Below are 19316 nucleotides of genomic sequence, written 5' to 3' on the forward strand. Positions count from 1 at the left end.
GATAATCGGTTAATTTAATGGCGAGAATAGCGTAATAAATAATAGGTATTTGGCATTATTAGCAATAACGGAAATTAAACCGTTATTGCTAAGTTCAAAATTAGAGTAACCAGAAAAATTTAGATAAAAAACTTATTGTAATAAAGATAGTACTGATTGTGGTACTTGGTTAGCTTGTGCTAATACAGATGTACCTGCTTGTTGTAAAATTTGACCGCGCGTCATATTAGATACTTCGGTTGCATAATCAGCATCTTCAATTCGGCTACGTGCAGAACTTAAGTTATTTACTGTGTTATTGATGTTATTCACAGTTGATTCAAAACGGTTTTGTACCGCACCAAGCTCACCACGTAATGCATCAATTTTTGATAATGCTGCATCAAGTGTTTTTAATGGATCTGCTGTTGGTGTGTTTGATACATTGAAAGCGGCTAGACCTAATTCTGTACTATCAATTTTTTTCAAATTGATTTCAATGGTTTCGCCGTCATTTGCGCCAACTTGGATTTTTAGTGATTTATCTGCTGACAATACTTTAGAACCATTGAAATCAGTTTGTTTAGATACACGGTCGATCTCTTCTAAACGTTGATCGATTTCGTTTTGGATTGACTCTAAATCGCTTTGAGAGTTAGTGCCGTTTGCTGCTTGAACGGTTAATTCACGAATACGTTGTACGTTGTTATTAATTTCGTTTAATGCACCTTCAGTTGTTTGCGCAAGTGAGATACCATCATTTGCATTACGTGCAGCTTGAGTTAAACCTTTAATGTTTGAAGAAAAACGGTTAGCGATAGCTTGACCTGCTGCGTCATCTTTAGCGCTGTTAATACGCATACCAGATGAAAGACGTTCAATAGCTGTGCCAAGCACACTTTGTGAATTGTTAAGGTTATTTTTTGCCATTAAAGACATCGTATTAGTATTAATTACTTGTGCCATTTTTATCTCCTTTAATATTATTAGTAAAATCAACGTGATACTGATTATTAATTCAATATTCTTGCTGACAGATAATGTATCGGTAGTAAAAAAAGAAACTTTAATTTTTTTCTACATTATGGTTGATTTTACTCAGTTTTAATGGCGATTTTTGTTAGGTAAATTGATATAAATCATTTAATTAAATTATTTTTTATGTTTTATAAAAACGCACCGTTTTTATTATGTCTCGATAAAATTTCAAACCTGATTAAACTTTTTAGTAAGTTAGCCGATATAAAACTTATCGAATAATTGTTATAGGTTGATCAGATAATGGCAATGAGTGTGTTAGGTATCGGTTCAGGAATCGATCTTAATGAAGTTTTAAATCAATTAGAGTCTGTTGAAAAAACACGTTTAACTCCAATTAAATCACAACAAAAAGCGGTTAATGCCAAAATTAGTGGATTTGGTAAGTTAAAAAGTGCGTTAACGGCATTTAATTCAGCCACCGAAAAATTGCAGAAAAAAGATTTATTTCAAAGCAAACTCGCAACTGGCAATGATAGTTATTTTACAGCTAAAGTAAATAGTCAGGCACAATCAGGTAATTATGCTGTGAGCGTTGAGCAATTAGCGACTTCGCATGGCGTTGCAACAACGTCAATTAATGATAAAAATATGAGTCTAGGAAGTGATAGTGAAAGCCGCACAATGACCATTAAGCAAGCTAATGGTAGTGAACTCAATATTGTGTTATCTAAAGATGAAACCTCGCTTGAGTCAATTGCTAATGCAATTAATCACGCCAAAGTAACGAATGCTGATGGTAGTACGAGTGAATCGACGATGAATGCAGCCGTTGTTCGTTCAGGTACAGGAAGTTATCAGTTAGTTATCACCGCTAAAGAGACCGGTGAACAACAGACTATTACGTCCATTTCGTCAGATGATGAGCAGTTAAATAACATAATTGGCTTTGACTATAATCAAAAAGATAATGCTAATATGACTGAAGTTTGCCAAGCGCAAGATGCTAAGTTTACTTTTAATGGTATTGCCATTACCAGTGCTTCAAATACCGTTAAAGATGTGGTTGCAGGTATTGATATTACGTTAAAGGCAACGACTACAACTAGCGAAAATTTAACCATAACGGCTGATAACGAAAAAGCTGAAGAAGCTATTAAACAGTGGGTTGAAGCATTTAACCAATTACAATCAACCATATCGAGCTTGACTAAATTTACCGCAAAAGAGGCCAATTCCGAAGAGTTAGATAGTAATAATGGACCGCTTATTGGTGATTCTACTTTACGTAATATCGATCAAAGTATTCGTTCAATTTTTGCAAAAGGACAGGCTGGGGAGTTTTCGGTTTTAGCACAAATTGGTGTGAATATGGATAATAATGGTTCATTAACGATTAACCAAAATCAATTACAAAAAGTACTGAGTGAGAATAGTGAAGCTGTTGCTGAGTTGTTTATTGGTGATGGTCAAAATAGCGGTATCGCTAATGAGGTTTTTGCTAAGATTAGTGGATTTATTGATAATGACGGTATGATTGATTCAGCAACGAATGGTTTAAATTCGACATTAAAATCATTAGATAAGCGTTATGAACAAGTGAATAACTCAATTGAACAAACTGTTGAACGCTATCGAGTGCAATTTACTAAGTTGGATGTTTTAATCAGCTCGTTAGATAGCATGAGTAACTATTTATCTACTCAATTTGACATGATGGCCAATTTAAAAAAATAGGAATACCCGATGTATAAAGTTGGTTCTGATGCTTATCAGCAAGTTAGTTTAGAAACAAAAGTTAGCCAGGCGTCCCCACATCAATTGATTGTATTACTGTTTGATGGTGCACTTAATGCTATTCGCTTGGCCAGTTTACACATTGAACGAGGCAATATTGCGGGTAAAGGCGCAGCAATTTCAAAAGCCATTAATATAATTGATAATGGGTTGAAAAGTTGTTTAGACCTAGAACAAGGTGGCGAAATTGCTGAAAATTTAGATCGTTTATATCACTATATGACTCAACAATTGGTGCTAGCAAATTTACATAATGATAGGCAAAAATTACAAACTTGCTTTGATTTGCTTAATAATATTGCTGAATCTTGGCGCGAAATTGCGAGATAAAAAGGAATGGAATGTGAAAACATCTTTATTAGAACAATATGAACAACTTAATTATGTCACTGAACAAATGCTTATCAATGCGCGTGATGAAAATTGGGATTTATTGTTAACTTGGCAAGCTAAATATCACCAATTAACGAAAGCGATTATGCAAGTCGATGATCTCACTGCTGTTGATAAAATACCTTTAAAACAGCAAGATATATTTAGTATGTATATTAAAAATATTCATAGCTATCAACAGCAAATTAGCCAATTAATTATTTATCGTCATGCTCAATTAAAAGAGTTAATTGGCGAACAAGTCGATTATCAAACAAAGCTTGATAGCTATCAAAAAATTGCAAGTTTAATCTAATTTGTCTTATTAGCTTTAGTTTTATTAATAAAATACGGTTAAATATAACTATGTTGAGCAAAATAGTTATATTGTTGGCTAGTGATTTTTGGTTATGATAAGTGGTATCGCAATCACTTATCAGATGTTTGAATCTTGTTTAGCACTGCTTACAACCGTTTATAGCAATATGACAAGCTGTGAGTAATGCTAAACCTGCAAATTGAAGATAGCATAGACAATAACAGTATTTAAACATTCATGTTCATGATTTCTTGATAGGCAGCAACGAGTTTATTACGTACTTGAATACCAAATTGAAGTGAAACCGAAGATTTTTGCATATTAACCATCACTTCATTTAACGTGATGTTGGGCTTTCCTTGTTCAAAAGCTTGTGCTTGATTATGGGCCTGAATTTGTGTTTGGCTAATGTGATCGAGTGCCATTTTTAATGCCGCAGTAAAATCAGATTGTGCGCTCTTTGCTTGGTTGTTTATTGTGGCGTTGGTTTGATTAAAATCAACTAGAAAGGTGTTATTAATTGTATTTAGCGTGTTCATGGCGTTAAAAGTCATCTCTTCTTAACTTGCTCAATATGTGATTGAATTTAACATACAACCTTAAATCTAAATGCCACAAGTAAGGGGTAAAGCATTTGCTTTTTTAGCTATTGATTTTTTTAAATGGATTGATAATAAACTCTAGAACAAATCTAATTAGTTTAGCATTAGGGTTTTTATGGATAGCCAAACTGTCGGTAACAAAGGCGAATCAATATTGAGCAAGTTACCATTTATCAATCAATTTAAACAAAATCGTAAAATGCTGCTGCTTGTTGCTGGCGTGGTTGTGCTTGCTATTAGTAGTATCGCCTATTTATGGCTAAAAGACGATAATTATGGGGTTTTGTTTAGCCAGTTGAGCGATAAAGATGGCGGCGAAATTATTAGCCAACTCGATAAGATGAATATTCCTTATCAGTTTTCATCTTCAGGATCGACTATCTTAATTCCTGCTGATAAAGTTTATGACACGCGCTTACGTATTGCCCAGCAAGGCTTACCTAAAGGTGGTGCTGTTGGTTTTGAATTACTCGACAAAGACAGCTTTGGTATGAGTCAATTTAATGAACAGATTAATTATCAACGCGCATTAGAAGGTGAACTGTCAAGAACCATTTCAATTATTAGTAGTGTGGATGATGCAAGAGTGCATTTAGCGATGCCTAAGCCCTCTTTATTTGTACGTGAAAGAAAATTTCCTTCCGCGTCTGTAGCATTAACATTATTACCTGGACGCTCATTATCACAAGGGCAAATTGATGCTATTGTTCATTTAATTTCAAGCAGTGTACCGGAATTACAAGCAGAAAAAGTCACAATTATTGACCAGCAAGGTCATTTATTAACGGGTGAAAAATTTCGCGACGGTAACGTCAATGTCGCACAGTTAGAATACAGTCAAAAAGTAGAAGATACCATTCGAGAGCGGGTCGAAAAAATCATTACACCGGTGTTAGGTAAACAAAATATTATGGTGCAAGTTAATGCTGATATTGATTATAGCCGGCAAGAAGCAACATCTGAAACCTTCGATCCCAATAGTGATGCTGCTCAGCAAACCCTACGTAGTAAGCATCAAGTGGAGAATCGTCAGTTAGCAGCAAACGATAACACCGGTGGTGTGCCGGGCGCTTTGTCAAACCAACCTATGCCAACACCGAGTGCGCCCATAGATGAGAATCCAGACTCAAAATCAAAAGACGATAAGAAAAAAATTTATAATTTACAATCAAATAATACGTTAAATTTTGAAGTAAATAGACAAATCGTGCACAGTAAAATCCCAGAAGGGCGTATTAAACGATTGTCAGTCGCTGTGCTGGTTAATTATAAATTTATGGCTCAACAATTGGATCAATCTCAATTACAAGAGCAATCAGACAATGCCAAGGAACCAGCACCACAGTGGGTGAAATTAGATAAAGATGAACTGGATAATATTGAAGCATTAGCGCGTCAAGCAATGGGATTTTCTGATTCACGCGGTGATACGTTGACGGTTGCAAATTTAAAATTTACCGATCAAGCGTTCGAAACGGATGATAGCTTGCCATTTTGGCGAACACATGAGTTTTATGATGTGCTAAAAACAGTAATTAAATATCTTGTTTATGTTTTAGTGTTATGGTTTGTTTGGCGCAAAATGTTACGTGCTTTATGGATTAAATTACAACGCCAGCTCTTTAATGTGAATCATGCTTCAACTGATACTAAATTATCGGGTGAGGATAAGTTAGATTATAAGGCGCATAGTAAACAGCAGCAGAAGATATTTGAAGATAATATGCAGCAGCAACAATATATTCGCAAAATTGTCGAGAAAGATCCTCGGGTCATGGCGTTAATTATACGTGGTTGGATAAGTAAGGCGGACACAAATCCATGAATTTAAGTTTAAGTGAATCTCAAAAAGCAGCAACTGTGTTAATGGTGTTAGGTGAAGAGCTTGCCGCTAATGTTATGCAATACCTTAATCCTAAAGAGGTACAGCAAATTAGTAGTGCCATGATGTCGTTACCACAACTTTCTCAAGAACAGTTGAAAGACATCTTAAATGAATGTCAAAAAACACTCGAAGAGTGTGCTGTACTTAATACTGATACCAATGGTTATTTACGTTCAATTCTCGAAAAATCAATTGGTACTGAAAAAGCCGATCGGTTACTTGATGAGTTGTTAGAGGTCGATTTAGAAGAGGCGAAAGACGGACTTGAGATGCTTAATTTTGTCGATGCGGCCAGAGCGGTTGATTTAGTTAAAAAAGAACATCCACAAATTATTGCTACAATTTTAGTTCATTTAAATCGAGACTTAGCTGCCGAAATTTTAAATTTATTTGATGATGAATTACGTAATGATGTCATGCTTCGAATCGCAACATTTGGCGGGGTTGAGCCGTCGGCACTTCAGGTTTTATCTGCCTCATTATCGACGTTATTACATGGTCAAAATATTAAACTTAATAACCTGGGTGGTATTCGTACTGCGGCTGAAATTATTAACTTGATGAAATCACAACAAGAAGAATTGGTGATCAATTCCTTACGTGATTATGACAGTGAACTTGCACAGAAAATTATTGATGAAATGTTCTTGTTCGAAAATCTGGTTGAAGTCGATGATAGAAGTATCCAACGTCTACTTAAAGAGGTGGATAATGAAACATTGATTATTGCCTTAAAAGGCGCATCAGTGGCATTACGTGACAAGCTATTAAGTAATATGTCACAGCGTGCAGCTTCGATTTTACGTGAGGATTTAGAAAATAGACCACCAGTGCGCTTATCTCAAGTCGAAACAGAACAGAAGAAAATTTTGGTTATTGCGCGCAAATTGGCTGAAAGTGGTGAAATGATTTTAAGTAGCGGTGATGACGAATATGTATAATCGAACCAATACCCTGAGTTGGGAACCATTAAGTTTTCAGGATTTAACGTTAGTTAAGTCGCAAAAGTTAACCAAAAAGAAAATAACTAAACATGCTGATAAGGTTGAGCCCAAGCCAGAGCCTAAAGTTATTGAAGTCGACAACAGTGTTATTGAACAACAATTAGCCATTATCAAGCAACAAGCAAAAGAGCAAGCTTATCAAGAGGGATTTAATTTAGGTAAAGAAGAAGGGTTTAATATAGGTCAACAAGCAGGTTATGAGCAGGGGTATGCCATTGGTCAGCAAGAAGGCAAAGCGGCAATTGAACAGCAGCTTAATGCAGAAAAATTAAAAGCAGTAGAGACAATAACTAATTTAGTTAGCCATTTTCACGCCGCTATCAATCAAATAGATGATTTAATTGTTCCTCAATTGTTGGATCTAGCCTTAGTTGCGGCACAAAAAACGGTCGGGACAATATCTAAAGTTAAACAAAAACAGTTAATGCATACCATTAAGACCTTAATTGACGAAGGTTCGATGATAATTAAGTCAGCTTCTTTGCATCTGCATCCCGATGATCTGTTATGGATTGAACCATTATTACAAGATGAAATTAAACAATATCATTGGCAATTAGTTGCAGATACGAATGTTGAATTAGGTGACTGTAAAATATGGACCGATACTAATCAAGTCGATGCTAGCAATGCTTGTCATTGGCAAATGATGGCCGATTGTATACAAGGAGAGAATCTGTAGCGTGAGCTTGGCAAAGCAATGGGCTGCTAAAATTGAGTATGCGACGCAGCAGCTGCAATCGTTATCGTTAATTCGTCATTATGGACGATTAGTTAAAGCTTCGGGCTTGGTACTTGAAGCTATCGGATTAAAATTACCGTTAGGATCAAATTGTTTTGTTGAGCGGCAATCACATGGAAAAATTGATGCGGTGGAGTGTGAAGTCATTGGCTTTAACGATAAAACTCTATATTTAATGCCTTTTGATACCACTGAAGGTATTTTGTTAGGTGCTAGAGTTTATACCGCACAATATGATTTAGCCCACTTTAATCATAAAGTGTTGCCTATTGGTATGGCATTGTTGGGTCGGGTTGTTGATGCAGCTGGAAGACCATTAGATGGTATGCCATTACCTGAAAATATTGAATATCAAGGATTAGCTAATCCATCGCTCAATCCACTACAACGTACACCTATTGATGAGATCTTAGATGTAGGTATTCGAGCTATTAATGCGCTGTTAACCGTTGGTCGAGGGCAAAGAATGGGGTTATTTGCCGGTTCAGGTGTTGGTAAAAGTGTTTTATTAGGGATGATGGCGCGTTATACCAAAGCCGATATTATCGTCGTTGGCTTAATTGGTGAACGTGGTCGGGAAGTGAAAGATTTTATCGAAAATATTTTAGGAAAAGAAGGATTAGCGCGATCGGTTGTGGTGGCTGCACCTGCTGATGTTTCACCGCTACTGCGTTTACAAGGCGCGGCATATGCAACAAAAATTGCAGAAAACTTTCGCGATCAAGGATTTAACGTGCTACTCATTATGGACTCGTTGACCCGTTATGCCATGGCGCAACGAGAAATCGCTTTAGCGATTGGCGAACCGCCCGCTACCAAAGGTTATCCACCTTCGGTATTTGCTAAATTACCGGCATTAGTTGAAAGGGCAGGTAATGATGATAAAGGTCAAGGATCGATTACTGCATTTTACACCGTATTAACTGAAGGCGATGATCAGCAAGATCCGATTGCAGACTCAGCACGTGCTATTTTAGATGGGCATATTGTATTATCGCGTTCACTTGCAGAATCCGGGCATTACCCGGCAATTGATATTGAAGCGTCAATCAGCCGTGTCATGACTGATTTAACGCCTGTTGCCGATGAAAAAAAATCTCGGTTATTTAAACAGCTATTTTCGAGTTTTCAACGAAATCGTGATTTGATTAATGTCGGGGCTTATGTTTCGGGCACCGATTCTTTATTAGACAGCGCTATAACATTGTACCCAGCAATGAAAGATTTTTTACAACAAGGCATTGATGAACATTGTAGTTATCAAGATGCTTATCAACAATTAGCCAATATGTTGCAACCCATTTTAACTAATTAAAAGGGGGGGATGATGAATAAAAGTTCAGGATATTTGGCGTTTTTAACATTAAAAAAGTTAGCGAAAAAATCGCTAGATGATACGTTAATTAAGTTAAAAAAAGCTGATGATAATCAGCGTCATGCTCAGTCTCAGCTCAATTTATTAAATGAGTATTATCTTGAGTATCAGGGACGATTGAATAAAGCCTTATTTAATGGCATTAAAGGACATGAATTATCAAATTTTCAGGCTTTTATTGCAACACTTGAGCAAGGTATTGCGAAACAAAGAAAGTTATTATTGACGTTAGATATCAAAAAAAAACAGATAACGCATGAACTTAATCAATCTCAAAAAAAGCTTAATACTTATAAAACATTGTTAGATAAGCAGCAGCAAAAATATGTAGAGCAACAAAACCGGTTACAACAAAAACTCACAGATGAATTTGCTCAGCAACAATTAGCCAGGAGAGCGTTAAATGAATATTAACCTAATCACTGATGTAGCATTAGCATCTTCAAAGCAGTTACCCTCAACGGATGAAGATTTATCGTTGGCAAATAGCGAGTTATTTCAGCAATTATTACACGCTAATCAAAATCATGGGTTAGGTTTGCAACACAGCCTTAACTTAACGCCAAAAATAAGTGATGATAGTGACGCGGATCTTCAACAAGATGATAATAGTTTAGCTATGGTATGGATAACGCCATCTCCGCTAGAAATCGTTAATTCCCGATCAGATGTAACATTAAATGATATGATTGCCCATCATTTAATTGAGAAATCAGATTGGGTCTTAAATGCTAATCAATCGGCTAAGGTTGATAGCTTGCCGTTGAATACGCTGCAAGATGCTGATTTTCAGACAATTGCCAATAATCAAGTTACCGAGTTGTTACTATCGATCAATGATAGTGAACAATTGATCAACAACATCTGTCAGCCAGATGAGTTCTTTAATCAATGTAATGGCGCTAGTAACCGTTTAATGGCAGAAGATTTGGCGGATAAAACAATTACCGCCCATTATTTGCAAACAGATGCATCAAGTCAGATGCTCGATTCTGGTAGTATAAATAAACCCATTGCTTTATTTGATCAGTTTGCAACTAATTCTGTGGATAATGATACTGTCATTCATGCCCAAGCCGATAATCATTTTGTGACCAGTATTAATACGTTCACTCAACCTTTTTCACAACAAGCTGCGCCTGTTTCAACCTCGACGTTTGTGATGAATTTGCCTATGCCGGTTGATGTAACACAGTGGCAGGCAGCGTTGACTGAGCAAATTAGCTTAATAACACGTCAAGGTATTCAAAGTGCGGAAATCAAGTTACACCCGGAACAATTAGGATCGTTACACATTAAGCTTGATCTGCTCGATGATAAAATCAATATGCATATGATAGTTGCCCATTCGGCAGTTAAAGGTGTTTTGGAATCTACATTGCCTTATCTTAGAGTTTCCCTTGAAGAGCAAGGCATGAGTTTAGCACAAACCAATATTAGTGATTTTTCAACGATGCATCATTCAGAGCAATCCTCTGGATATAAATCAAGTAAAAATCATCAATTCACTGCTGCTAATTCAGATACCATTGATGAATCTGTTGAGCAAGTGGAGGCTGACAAGCCATTATCACACTTAGGATTAAGTATATTTGCTTAAGTGAAGGCGTTAGCTTCGGTTTAGCCGTTGTTTCAATGTTAAAAACGTCGAATAGGTGATATTTTTATTGTCTATTCTTCAAATCAATTTTTGGCGCATGATTTATTATTTTTGTAATTTTTACCATTTAGTTGGTCAAAAAATAATTTTAAATTTTTACTGAGATAATAATTAATATGCAAACTACCAAGAAAAAAGTAAGTATTTTAAACATAATACTTATTATCATTACGTTATTAGCATCAGGCACTGCAGTTTATTTATGGTTACAAAATCATTCAAGTAACAAGCCTCAAGTTGAGCAAGAAACGCCAATTGTATCTCCGGTATTTTTAACTTTAAAACCTTTTACCCTTTCGTTACCGGTTGCCGAAGATAATAGTGATGCGACTAAAATTTTGTATGTTGGTATGGTGTTACGCGTTGCTGATGAGCAACAAAAAACAGTTTTGTTAGAATATTTACCAGAAGTGAGAAGTGATGTTTTACTTTTGGCATCAAAGCAGTATGTTAATAATCTTAAAAAAGAGAACGGTAAAACTGATTTACAAGAAAAGATTAAGTCGACGTTAACTCGTCAATATGACGCAAAACATTCTGTAAAAATTGATGAAGTGCTATTTACTGATTTTATACTTCGGTAAGTATTATGTCTGATAAGCAAGAATCAACAGTTGACATTAATCTAACTCCAGATGCTGAGTTTACTCATAACCCAGCAGAGGCTCAATCCGATATTTTGATTGATTCTCAGCAATCTGTTGGTAAAAAGGTTGAAGTCAAACCCTATGATTTATCGGTAAAACATAGTTTTATTCCTGAGCGATTAACCGCTTTAGAAATTATTAATGAACGTTTTTCGCGCCAGTTTCGCATTGGCTTATTTAATTTACTTCGCCGTAACACCGATGTTATTGCTTGCCCGATTGAGCCCAAAACATTTAAAGAGTTTTCGGCAATTTCAGCAACAAATCATCTAAATTTAGTCCATCTTAATCCACTAAGGGGGACGAGTTTATTTTCATTTTCCCCAGAACTGGTGTTTATTGTTGTCGATACTTTATTTGGCGGTGATGGTCACCTCTCTAAAGTTGAAACAGAAGGGCGAGAATTTACTCATACTGAACAACAAATTATAAAACGAGTATTAGAGCTCGCTTTAACTATCTATCAAAATGCTTGGGCAGATATATATTCAATCGAAACTGAATATATTCGTTCTGAAATCCAAAGTAAATTTACCAATATTACCAGCTCGCCGGATGATGTTGTATTAACAACCACATTCAAAGTCGAAATCGGTAATTGTAAAGCTACATTTTGCATCTGTATTCCTTATGCAATGGTTGAACCCATCAAAGAATTACTAATAAAACCGCCAGTGGAACAACAAACGTATCAGGATGATAATGTTTGGATGAGTTCGTTAACCAGTGGGATTAAACAATCAACCGTTGAATTAGTGGCTAACTTTACTCATATCCATACCACAGTCAATAAACTTTTAGCCTTAAAAGTGAATGATATTTTAGTAATTGAAAAGCCTACACATCTTGATGTCACTGTTGGCGGGGTGCCAGTGCTAAAAGGTCACTATGGTAAAGTGAATAAACAATATGCAATTCAAGTCGAACAGGTAATTAATCCTGTTTTAGAACAACTGAATGAAGGAGCACTTAATGACTGATAGCAAATCAACTCATGATGAGGATCAAACGTCCGCTATGGCTGATGAATCAGTGAGTAAACAAACTATTTTTGAAACACTTTCACCACAACAAACCGAAATCAAAAAGCAAGATATCAATTTGATTTTAGATATTCCTGTGAATTTAAGTGTTGAATTGGGCCGAACCAAAATGGCGATTAAAGATCTTTTAAATTTAACGCAAGGCTCAGTTATTGCATTAGATGGTTTAGCCGGTGAACCTTTAGATATATTAATTAATGGTTATTTAATTGCACAAGGTGAAATTGTGGTGGTGGGTGATAATTATGGTGTGCGAATTACTGATATTATTACACCTTCTGAACGTGTACGTAGATTGAGTCGTTAATGTCTAGCAACAATCAACATACATCTCAAGCAATATCCACAAGTGAGCATATCGTGCCTTCTTCATCAGAAATGAACCTGTATACACAAATTGCAACATCGATGGGTCTATCCTTTGTTTTAGTTATTAGCGTTATTTTGTTATTAGGTTGGATGGTCAAGCGGCTGAGTTGGAAAAAAAAGACAAAGCAGTTAATTGAGGTTAAATCTACCTATAACTTAAGTCCAAAAGAACGCATTATTTTAGTACATGTTGATCACCAATTATTGGTTGTCGGGGTGAGCGCACAACAAATGACGTTATTACATACGATAGATGAACAACGTACTGAAATGTTATTATCCCAATCTACCGCAAGCAAAGAATCAAGTAAAAATAATTTATTTCATCAACTATTACTGTCTACATTAAGTTCGAAAAGGAGTAATAACGAGTGAAGTTAAAAATCGTTTTTTTACTTAGCTTATTATTATTCAGTCAATTATGTCAGGCTGACGTTTCGCCGTTTTCTTTAATTGCCGAACCCACAGCGCAAGGTGGGCAAAGTTGGTCATTGCCGGTTGAAACACTAGTATTTATTACACTATTGACCTTCATTCCCGCTATTTTGCTGTTAATGACCAGTTTTACGCGGATTATTATTGTATTAGGTTTGTTACGTAATGCACTTGGCACCCAGTCAGCACCACCTAATCAAGTTATATTAGGTATTGCCTTGTTTATGACATTTTTTATTATGTCACCGGTATTTGATAAAATTTATCAAGATGCTTATTTACCTTACTCTCAAAACCAAATTACCCTGCATCAGGGCTTATCTACAGCCAGTCAACCATTACGAGAGTTTATGTTAACTCAAACCCGTGAAGATGATTTAGCGTTATTTGTAAACATGTCTCATTCAGGTGATATTGCAACGCGTGATGAAATTCCTTTAAAAATATTGGTGCCCGCGTTTGTGGTGAGTGAACTTAAAACTGCTTTTCAAATCGGTTTTACGCTTTTTATTCCCTTTTTAGTGATTGATTTAGTGGTAGCAAGCACACTCATGGCGCTCGGTATGATGATGGTTCCACCAGCAACGGTATCTTTACCCTTTAAAATCATGCTGTTTGTGTTAGCCGATGGGTGGCACTTATTATTAGGATCGTTGGCGCAAAGTTTTTTTAGTTGAGGAGTGTTATGTCATCTGAATATATCAGTACATTAGCGATGCAAGCGATAAAAGTGGCAGGCTTGCTTGCTGGTCCTTTACTCCTTGCTGCACTCATTACTGGGTTGATTATTAGTTTGTTACAAGCGGCAACTCAAATTAATGAAATGACATTGTCTTTTATCCCAAAGATTTTGGCAGTAGTTTTAGTACTCATTATTTTAGGTCCATCAATGTTATCAACAATGATTGATTATATTCGAATCGTTATTACCGATATTCCAAACTTAACGCGTTAGGCTTAATGGATTTTAATATTCAGCAATTACTTAATATTGATTTGTTTACTTGGATAAAACAGTGTTTTTTTCCATTTGTACGCATTTTAGCATTGATTATGGTTGCGCCCATTACCGGTGAAAAAGAGGTCCCTAAGCGACTTAAGATTGGTTTAGCTTTATTTATTACTATACTTTTACCCTTGCCTGAGGTTGATAATACCTTAGGGATCTACACTTTTATCGGGGTTGCTATTATTTTGCAACAAATTGTCATCGGTGTCATGATAGGATTCACTATGCAGTTAGCATTTATGGCAGTCAGGTTTTCGGGTGAATTAATTGGTATGCAAATGGGACTTGGTATGGCGACTTTTTTTGATCCAATTGGTGGCCCTGCAACCTCGGTATTATCGCGCTTAATTAATATAATTGCACTGTTAATGTTTCTAAGTTTAAATGGTCATTTGTGGTTGTTATATGGCTTGGCTAATAGCTTTGATATCATTCCAATTAGCTTTACCCCTTTAAAACAAAATGGCTATTTAGTTTTAATTGAAGTTAGCGCATCATTATTTGTTAATGGTCTTATGTTAGCCCTTCCGTTAATGACATTGTTGTTGATAATTAACGTCGCGCTTGGTTTATTAAACAGAATGACACCACAATTATCCATTTTTGTGGTCGGCTATCCGGTGACCTTATTATTGGGACTGACCATGTTAACTTACCTGATTTCAACATTGCCTGTTTTTGCCGAATCTATTTTTGAACAAATGTTTGAACATATTTCAACCATGCTTTTGGATTTAAGTGATAGTAATTAAATCTAAAATTGATAGGGTTATATGCTAACTTAATAAATAGTACAGTGATAAGCCAAGTTAGGCACTTTGTTGTACATAGTGTTAATGGTGGAGTCGGTTATGATGGCTATGAAAACAAAATAGGAAAAATTAATTATATTGCTTGTAAGCAATAGCTATATTTACATATAAATCACTCCAGCTATAATTTTTTAGATAAAAAGAGTTATCAAGGATAAATAATTAAGGGATGATGTGATTATCGTCCCTTATATAATATTTATTTTTAATTTAAATTTTGTTTAGCTAGACTATTAATTTTCATGCCAACCTAGATAATCAAGCATGATATTCATTAATGGTTTTTTCTATGGGGCTGATGTAAAGCCTAACAACAATGCTATTATCACTTTTTTCAGCATCTTTATTTTCGTTAATGTGTTGCAATCAATTAAATTTATCATCAATTTACAAGCTGGGGTATTAACCTAATAGTTAATAATGGTAATTTTTCAGCATGATAAGCATATAGATGATCGCAAAGGTGATTGTTGTTAACGCGAACATGCGAAAGGTATTTTAATTTTATAAAAAGTTTTAATAACAAAATAGGGGTAAGTATTTTACCTATTGAAGTGTTTGTAATACTGATAAGATCAGTATTACAAACATTTATTGACTAAGCTTTTTTGACAAAGCAGGCTTTTAGCATAATTTTCATACCATCAATTTTACAATCGATTTCATGATCGCCTTCAACTAAACGAATGCCTTTTGCTTTAGCCCCTTTTTTCAGCACAGTTGATGATCCTTTTAATTTAAGATCTTTAATTAAAATAATATCATCGCCATCAGCCAGTAAATTTCCATTACTATCTTTTACCTGAAGGGCGTCAGATGCTTCAGTCGCTTGGTTTGGGTCCCACTCATAAGCACATTCAGGACAAACATAAAAAGTACCATCATGATAGGTATGTTCTGAATGGCATTTAGGGCAGTTAGGTATAGATTCCATAATATATGATTAATCCAAATTGAATAAAATAGGGCCTACTATAGCAAAAAAACGTTATTAAGTCATGATAATGATGTTTTGAACGTCATCTAATATGAGGTCAATTCATGCAAAAATTCATGATTGTCGTCAATTCAATGATAAGGGTAGAGATTATTTATTATTCAATCCAAAATAGTGATAAGTTTATGCTTTGTGATATTCAATATCATTACTTGCAAATAGTGACTCAACGATTCTTCGGTAATGGGTCTTATTTGTATCATTAAACTTCTAAGTGCATTATCACTTAAATCAGCTTTTGTAATTTGTTATATGGCAATATCTTAGATCTATCTTGCTGTTATGCTAAAAAATCGGTTATATTAAAACCATATTGAATATTTTTTAATTGGTTATAGTTATGCTTAAAAACATCGTAATAAAATTATCGTCCTTAATCTTAACGTTCATCGCTATATTCTTTCATCCTTTAGCAACTGCCGATCAAATCCCACAACCAGAATCACCAAATGTCACTATTGGTATTCAACCTTGGCTTGGTTATGGACAATGGTATATTGCTAAAGAAAAAGGTTTTTTTAACGAAAATGGTTTAACCAATGTATCGATGATCAATTTTATTGAAGATAAAGATATTAATGCGGCTTTAGCCAGCGGACAAATTGATGGTGCGAATGTGGCAACCCATACCGCTATGAGTATGGTAGCTGCAGGCATTCCAGTTAAAATTATTTTATTACTTGATACCAGTAAAACTTCAGATGCTATTTTAGTTGAGCCAAGCATCAAAACATTAGCAGATTTAAAAGGTAAGTCTATAGCTTATGAAGAAGGTACCACCAGCGATATCTTATTACGTAATGCGTTAGACAAAGCCAACATAGCATGGGATCAAATTAGCCCCGTACCCATGCCAGCAGCTTCAGCAGGCTCTGCATTAATCACTAAACGCGTCAATGTCGCTGTAACTTATGAGCCATATATTACTGTAAGTAAAGCAAATGATGCTTCTATTCAAGTATTATATGATGGCACGCAAGTTCCGGGTTTGATTAGTGATGCCTTTGTTGTTCGTAACGAAGTAATTGAAAAAAATCCAGGCAAAGTTTATGCACTCGTTAAGAGTTGGAATGATGCTGTACGTTATTATCATCAACATAAACAAGATGGACGAGCAATTATTGCAAAAGGTATTGGTGAGTCACCGAAAGAAATTACCACTGCTTTTGATGGCGTCGAATATCTATCTATTGCTGATAATAATCAGCAATTCAATGGTGCATTTAAACAAAATACATTTGCACAAATATTAAAAGCGGCTACCTCAGCAGGTATGATTATGCAACCAATAAGCTATGAAAATGTTATTGATAGTCGATTTGTTGATAATTTATCTCACTAGGTATCAAAGTGAGTATTTAAATTGTTAGTATTTATTAAGTATGAGTAGTTGAGTTGCAATAATGGTATCTAAAAAGTCCTTACAAGGCAAACACACGTCACAGCGTATATTTACAATAGGTAGGCAGCTCTCGCGCCGTAGTATGTTAACAATTTCAATAGTGACATTTGGCTTACTTTTGGTGCTATGGTGGGGGGTGACAACTTACGGTTTAGTCCAACCTATATTTATTCCTTCCCCACCATCGGTTTGGCAGCGGCTGGTTGTTTTATGGGATAATGGTACATTAATTTCTGATATTCAAGTCAGTGTTTATCGAATTCTTACCGCTTTTATTATTTCGTCAATTATGTCAATTATCATTGGTGTGTTAGCTGGCTGTTTTGCTGTTGGTAAAGCCATTATTGAGCCATTAGTTGATTTTATTCGATATATGCCTGTTGTAGCGTTTGTACCATTAACCATTTTATGGTTCGGTACTGGCGATCAGCAAAAATTTATCATTATTTGGATTGGTACTTTTTTTCAACAAGTTTTAATGGTGATTGATGCGACTAAACGTGTGCCTGCCGATTTTATTGGTTTAGGGCGAACGTTAGGTATGAGTGAAAGTAAAATTCTTTTCAAGATTGTTATTCCATCGGCTTTGCCAGCTATTTGGGATACCTTACGTATTAGTCTTGGATGGGCATGGACTTGGTTAGTTGTTGCTGAATTAGTGGCGGCAACATCGGGTTTGGGCTATCGAATTCTACTTTCACAGCGTTATTTTCAAACGGATACTATCATTGGTTATATTTTAATTTTAGGTTTATTGGGATTAATAACAGATCAGTTAATGCGCCTATTTGAAAAAATACTATTCCGCTATAATGTGAGGTCAAAATAATGGCGAGCTTAACTATCAAACATCTGAATAAAAGTTTTTGTTTAGGTAAGCATCAGCGCAATGTATTAAGTGATATAAATTTATCGGTTAATGATAATGAATTTGTTTCAATTGTTGGCGCTTCAGGTTGTGGTAAAAGCACGCTATTATCGATTATCGCAGGTTTAGAATCTTATGATAGTGGTGAAGTTTTTGTGGATGATAAACCCATTTATACCCCAGGGCTTGATCGTGGTGTGGTTTTTCAATCTTACACTTTATTACCTTGGCTTACTGTCCAGCAGAATGTTGAATTTGCGCTTTCAGCTGCCGGTTACTCTGGCCACGAAAGCCGTGATATTGCCAAAGAACACCTTGAGTTAGTCAATTTATCTAAGTTTGCTAAGGTTTATCCTAATCAATTATCAGGTGGTATGAAACAACGTGTTGCGTTGGCGAGAGCGATTTCATATCGTCCTAAGATTTTATTAATGGATGAACCATTTGGTGCACTAGATGCAATTACTCGTCATCAAATGCAAACATTATTGACTAAAATATGGGAACAACATCGACTCACTGTAATCTTTATTACTCATGATGTTGAAGAGGCAATTTATCTTTCTGATAGAATTGTATTATTGTCAGTGAAACAAAAAGGGATTAAAGCAATTTTTCCTGTTAATCAAATGCGGCCAAGAAATAAATCTACCTTAAATACGGACGATTTTTTAAATCTGAATCAACAAATCCTTGATGCCATCAATCAAGATATTGAATAAAACATTATTATTACAGTCACAATAAGACAATCAAAAAAAAATTGTTAACCGATATTGTATTGTAGATGTCAATTTGCTTTCTTTTTCATTGGATAAAAAAACAGGTGCACATTGTGCACCTGCTTCTGAGCTAATTAAGAGCACTCATCGTGCTCTTGTTATTATCTAAAATTATTTAATAACTTTAGCAACAACACCCGCACCAACAGTACGGCCACCTTCACGAATCGCAAAACGTAAACCTTCTGCCATCGCAATTGGGTGAATTAATGATACTGTCATTTTGATATTATCGCCTG

General features: G+C 35.4%; 22 protein-coding genes and 1 pseudogene. 19 read left to right on the top strand and 4 right to left on the bottom strand.

Going from position 1 to position 19316, the window contains the following annotated elements; genetic code table 11:
* Positions 1–132: 132 nt before the first annotated feature.
* On the bottom strand, positions 133–945 hold the full coding sequence (locus J3U57_RS11085; RefSeq protein ID WP_267334082.1) for a flagellin: 813 nt from the start codon (positions 943–945) through the stop codon (positions 133–135).
* 315 nt (positions 946–1260) lie between these two features.
* Here J3U57_RS11085 and fliD point away from each other — a divergent pair, with 315 nt between their 5' ends.
* From fliD to J3U57_RS11100, 3 genes are read left to right on the top strand one after another with little or no spacing between them, the layout of a single operon-like run.
* A complete protein-coding gene (gene fliD, locus J3U57_RS11090; protein ID WP_267344713.1) occupies positions 1261–2694 on the top strand; it encodes a flagellar filament capping protein FliD in 1434 nt (477 codons plus the stop codon).
* Between the two features lie 9 nt (positions 2695–2703).
* A complete protein-coding gene (gene fliS / locus J3U57_RS11095) occupies positions 2704–3084 on the top strand; it encodes a flagellar export chaperone FliS (RefSeq protein WP_267334084.1) in 381 nt (126 codons plus the stop codon).
* Positions 3085–3097: 13 nt separating this feature from the next.
* Positions 3098–3442 carry a hypothetical protein gene (locus J3U57_RS11100; RefSeq protein ID WP_267334085.1) on the top strand — a complete coding sequence of 115 codons (345 nt, stop codon included), beginning with the start codon at positions 3098–3100 and terminating at the stop codon, positions 3440–3442.
* A 230-nt stretch (positions 3443–3672) separates the two neighbouring features.
* Here J3U57_RS11100 and fliE read toward each other — a convergent pair whose 3' ends face one another.
* Entirely contained in the window at positions 3673–3999 is a 327-nt protein-coding gene (gene fliE, locus J3U57_RS11105) for a flagellar hook-basal body complex protein FliE (RefSeq protein WP_267334086.1), read from the bottom strand.
* A 163-nt stretch (positions 4000–4162) separates the two neighbouring features.
* Here fliE and fliF point away from each other — a divergent pair, with 163 nt between their 5' ends.
* From fliF to fliR, 13 genes are all read left to right on the top strand, one after another.
* On the top strand, positions 4163–5872 hold the full coding sequence (fliF, locus tag J3U57_RS11110) for a flagellar basal-body MS-ring/collar protein FliF (RefSeq protein ID WP_267344712.1): 1710 nt from the start codon (positions 4163–4165) through the stop codon (positions 5870–5872).
* Positions 5869–6873: a flagellar motor switch protein FliG gene (fliG, locus tag J3U57_RS11115; protein ID WP_267334088.1), complete on the top strand. Its 1005-nt coding sequence runs from the start codon at positions 5869–5871 to the stop codon at positions 6871–6873. Before fliF ends, fliG begins: the two co-directional genes overlap by 4 nt.
* Complete coding sequence (locus J3U57_RS11120; RefSeq protein WP_267334089.1) at positions 6866–7618, top strand: flagellar assembly protein FliH; 753 nt, start codon at positions 6866–6868, stop codon at positions 7616–7618. The genes fliG and J3U57_RS11120 overlap by 8 nt, the downstream gene beginning before the upstream one ends.
* A gap of 1 nt (position 7619) precedes the next feature.
* Positions 7620–8993: a flagellar protein export ATPase FliI gene (gene fliI, locus J3U57_RS11125; protein WP_267334090.1), complete on the top strand. Its 1374-nt coding sequence runs from the start codon at positions 7620–7622 to the stop codon at positions 8991–8993.
* Between the two features lie 12 nt (positions 8994–9005).
* A complete protein-coding gene (gene fliJ / locus J3U57_RS11130) occupies positions 9006–9467 on the top strand; it encodes a flagellar export protein FliJ (protein ID WP_267344711.1) in 462 nt (153 codons plus the stop codon).
* Positions 9457–10653 carry a flagellar hook-length control protein FliK gene (locus J3U57_RS11135; RefSeq protein ID WP_267344709.1) on the top strand — a complete coding sequence of 399 codons (1197 nt, stop codon included), beginning with the start codon at positions 9457–9459 and terminating at the stop codon, positions 10651–10653. Before fliJ ends, J3U57_RS11135 begins: the two co-directional genes overlap by 11 nt.
* A 176-nt stretch (positions 10654–10829) precedes the next feature.
* Positions 10830–11297 carry a flagellar basal body-associated FliL family protein gene (locus tag J3U57_RS11140; protein WP_065799326.1) on the top strand — a complete coding sequence of 156 codons (468 nt, stop codon included), beginning with the start codon at positions 10830–10832 and terminating at the stop codon, positions 11295–11297.
* Positions 11298–11302: 5 nt separating this feature from the next.
* Complete coding sequence (fliM, locus tag J3U57_RS11145; protein WP_267334093.1) at positions 11303–12340, top strand: flagellar motor switch protein FliM; 1038 nt, start codon at positions 11303–11305, stop codon at positions 12338–12340.
* Between the two features lie 37 nt (positions 12341–12377).
* Positions 12378–12710: a flagellar motor switch protein FliN gene (gene fliN / locus J3U57_RS11150; protein ID WP_416379605.1), complete on the top strand. Its 333-nt coding sequence runs from the start codon at positions 12378–12380 to the stop codon at positions 12708–12710.
* On the top strand, positions 12710–13147 hold the full coding sequence (locus J3U57_RS11155) for a FliO/MopB family protein (RefSeq protein ID WP_267344708.1): 438 nt from the start codon (positions 12710–12712) through the stop codon (positions 13145–13147). The genes fliN and J3U57_RS11155 overlap by 1 nt, the downstream gene beginning before the upstream one ends.
* Complete coding sequence (gene fliP / locus J3U57_RS11160) at positions 13144–13884, top strand: flagellar type III secretion system pore protein FliP (RefSeq protein WP_323849471.1); 741 nt, start codon at positions 13144–13146, stop codon at positions 13882–13884. Before J3U57_RS11155 ends, fliP begins: the two co-directional genes overlap by 4 nt.
* Before the next feature lie 8 nt (positions 13885–13892).
* Positions 13893–14162: a flagellar biosynthesis protein FliQ gene (gene fliQ, locus J3U57_RS11165; protein ID WP_267334095.1), complete on the top strand. Its 270-nt coding sequence runs from the start codon at positions 13893–13895 to the stop codon at positions 14160–14162.
* 5 nt (positions 14163–14167) lie between these two features.
* Positions 14168–14968, top strand: coding sequence for a flagellar biosynthetic protein FliR (gene fliR, locus J3U57_RS11170; RefSeq protein WP_267344707.1), 801 nt, complete (start codon positions 14168–14170; stop codon positions 14966–14968).
* A 658-nt stretch (positions 14969–15626) separates the two neighbouring features.
* On the opposite strand, the gene J3U57_RS11175 is transcribed toward fliR, so the two are convergent.
* Positions 15627–15962: a zinc ribbon domain-containing protein YjdM gene (locus J3U57_RS11175; RefSeq protein ID WP_267344705.1), complete on the bottom strand. Its 336-nt coding sequence runs from the start codon at positions 15960–15962 to the stop codon at positions 15627–15629.
* Positions 15963–16365: 403 nt separating this feature from the next.
* Between J3U57_RS11175 and J3U57_RS11180 the strand changes: the two genes are divergently transcribed.
* The 3 genes from J3U57_RS11180 (at position 16366) to J3U57_RS11190 (ending at position 19017) form a co-directional block, all read left to right on the top strand.
* Positions 16366–17367 carry an ABC transporter substrate-binding protein gene (locus J3U57_RS11180; protein ID WP_267344703.1) on the top strand — a complete coding sequence of 334 codons (1002 nt, stop codon included), beginning with the start codon at positions 16366–16368 and terminating at the stop codon, positions 17365–17367.
* Positions 17368–17428: 61 nt separating this feature from the next.
* On the top strand, positions 17429–18256 hold the full coding sequence (locus J3U57_RS11185) for an ABC transporter permease (protein ID WP_267344702.1): 828 nt from the start codon (positions 17429–17431) through the stop codon (positions 18254–18256).
* Complete coding sequence (locus tag J3U57_RS11190; protein ID WP_267344700.1) at positions 18256–19017, top strand: ABC transporter ATP-binding protein; 762 nt, start codon at positions 18256–18258, stop codon at positions 19015–19017. Before J3U57_RS11185 ends, J3U57_RS11190 begins: the two co-directional genes overlap by 1 nt.
* A 171-nt stretch (positions 19018–19188) precedes the next feature.
* Here J3U57_RS11190 and J3U57_RS11195 read toward each other — a convergent pair.
* A pseudogene (locus tag J3U57_RS11195) lies at positions 19189–19316 on the bottom strand (elongation factor Tu); the annotation flags it as partial.

This window comes from Gilliamella sp. B3464 (genome assembly GCF_026536145.1).
GTDB lineage: Bacteria > Pseudomonadota > Gammaproteobacteria > Enterobacterales > Orbaceae > Gilliamella.

Coding starts and splice junctions, on each gene's coding strand:
- J3U57_RS11085 (WP_267334082.1), bottom strand. CDS start 945: ATGGCACAAGTAATTAATACTAATACGATGTCTTTAATGGCAAAAAAT.
- fliD (WP_267344713.1), top strand. CDS start 1,261: ATGGCAATGAGTGTGTTAGGTATCGGTTCAGGAATCGATCTTAATGAA.
- fliS (WP_267334084.1), top strand. CDS start 2,704: ATGTATAAAGTTGGTTCTGATGCTTATCAGCAAGTTAGTTTAGAAACA.
- fliE (WP_267334086.1), bottom strand. CDS start 3,999: ATGACTTTTAACGCCATGAACACGCTAAATACAATTAATAACACCTTT.
- fliF (WP_267344712.1), top strand. CDS start 4,163: ATGGATAGCCAAACTGTCGGTAACAAAGGCGAATCAATATTGAGCAAG.
- fliG (WP_267334088.1), top strand. CDS start 5,869: ATGAATTTAAGTTTAAGTGAATCTCAAAAAGCAGCAACTGTGTTAATG.
- J3U57_RS11120 (WP_267334089.1), top strand. CDS start 6,866: ATGTATAATCGAACCAATACCCTGAGTTGGGAACCATTAAGTTTTCAG.
- fliJ (WP_267344711.1), top strand. CDS start 9,006: ATGAATAAAAGTTCAGGATATTTGGCGTTTTTAACATTAAAAAAGTTA.
- J3U57_RS11135 (WP_267344709.1), top strand. CDS start 9,457: ATGAATATTAACCTAATCACTGATGTAGCATTAGCATCTTCAAAGCAG.
- J3U57_RS11140 (WP_065799326.1), top strand. CDS start 10,830: ATGCAAACTACCAAGAAAAAAGTAAGTATTTTAAACATAATACTTATT.
- fliM (WP_267334093.1), top strand. CDS start 11,303: ATGTCTGATAAGCAAGAATCAACAGTTGACATTAATCTAACTCCAGAT.
- fliN (WP_416379605.1), top strand. CDS start 12,378: ATGGCTGATGAATCAGTGAGTAAACAAACTATTTTTGAAACACTTTCA.
- J3U57_RS11155 (WP_267344708.1), top strand. CDS start 12,710: ATGTCTAGCAACAATCAACATACATCTCAAGCAATATCCACAAGTGAG.
- fliQ (WP_267334095.1), top strand. CDS start 13,893: ATGTCATCTGAATATATCAGTACATTAGCGATGCAAGCGATAAAAGTG.
- fliR (WP_267344707.1), top strand. CDS start 14,168: ATGGATTTTAATATTCAGCAATTACTTAATATTGATTTGTTTACTTGG.
- J3U57_RS11175 (WP_267344705.1), bottom strand. CDS start 15,962: ATGGAATCTATACCTAACTGCCCTAAATGCCATTCAGAACATACCTAT.
- J3U57_RS11180 (WP_267344703.1), top strand. CDS start 16,366: ATGCTTAAAAACATCGTAATAAAATTATCGTCCTTAATCTTAACGTTC.
- J3U57_RS11185 (WP_267344702.1), top strand. CDS start 17,429: ATGGTATCTAAAAAGTCCTTACAAGGCAAACACACGTCACAGCGTATA.
- J3U57_RS11190 (WP_267344700.1), top strand. CDS start 18,256: ATGGCGAGCTTAACTATCAAACATCTGAATAAAAGTTTTTGTTTAGGT.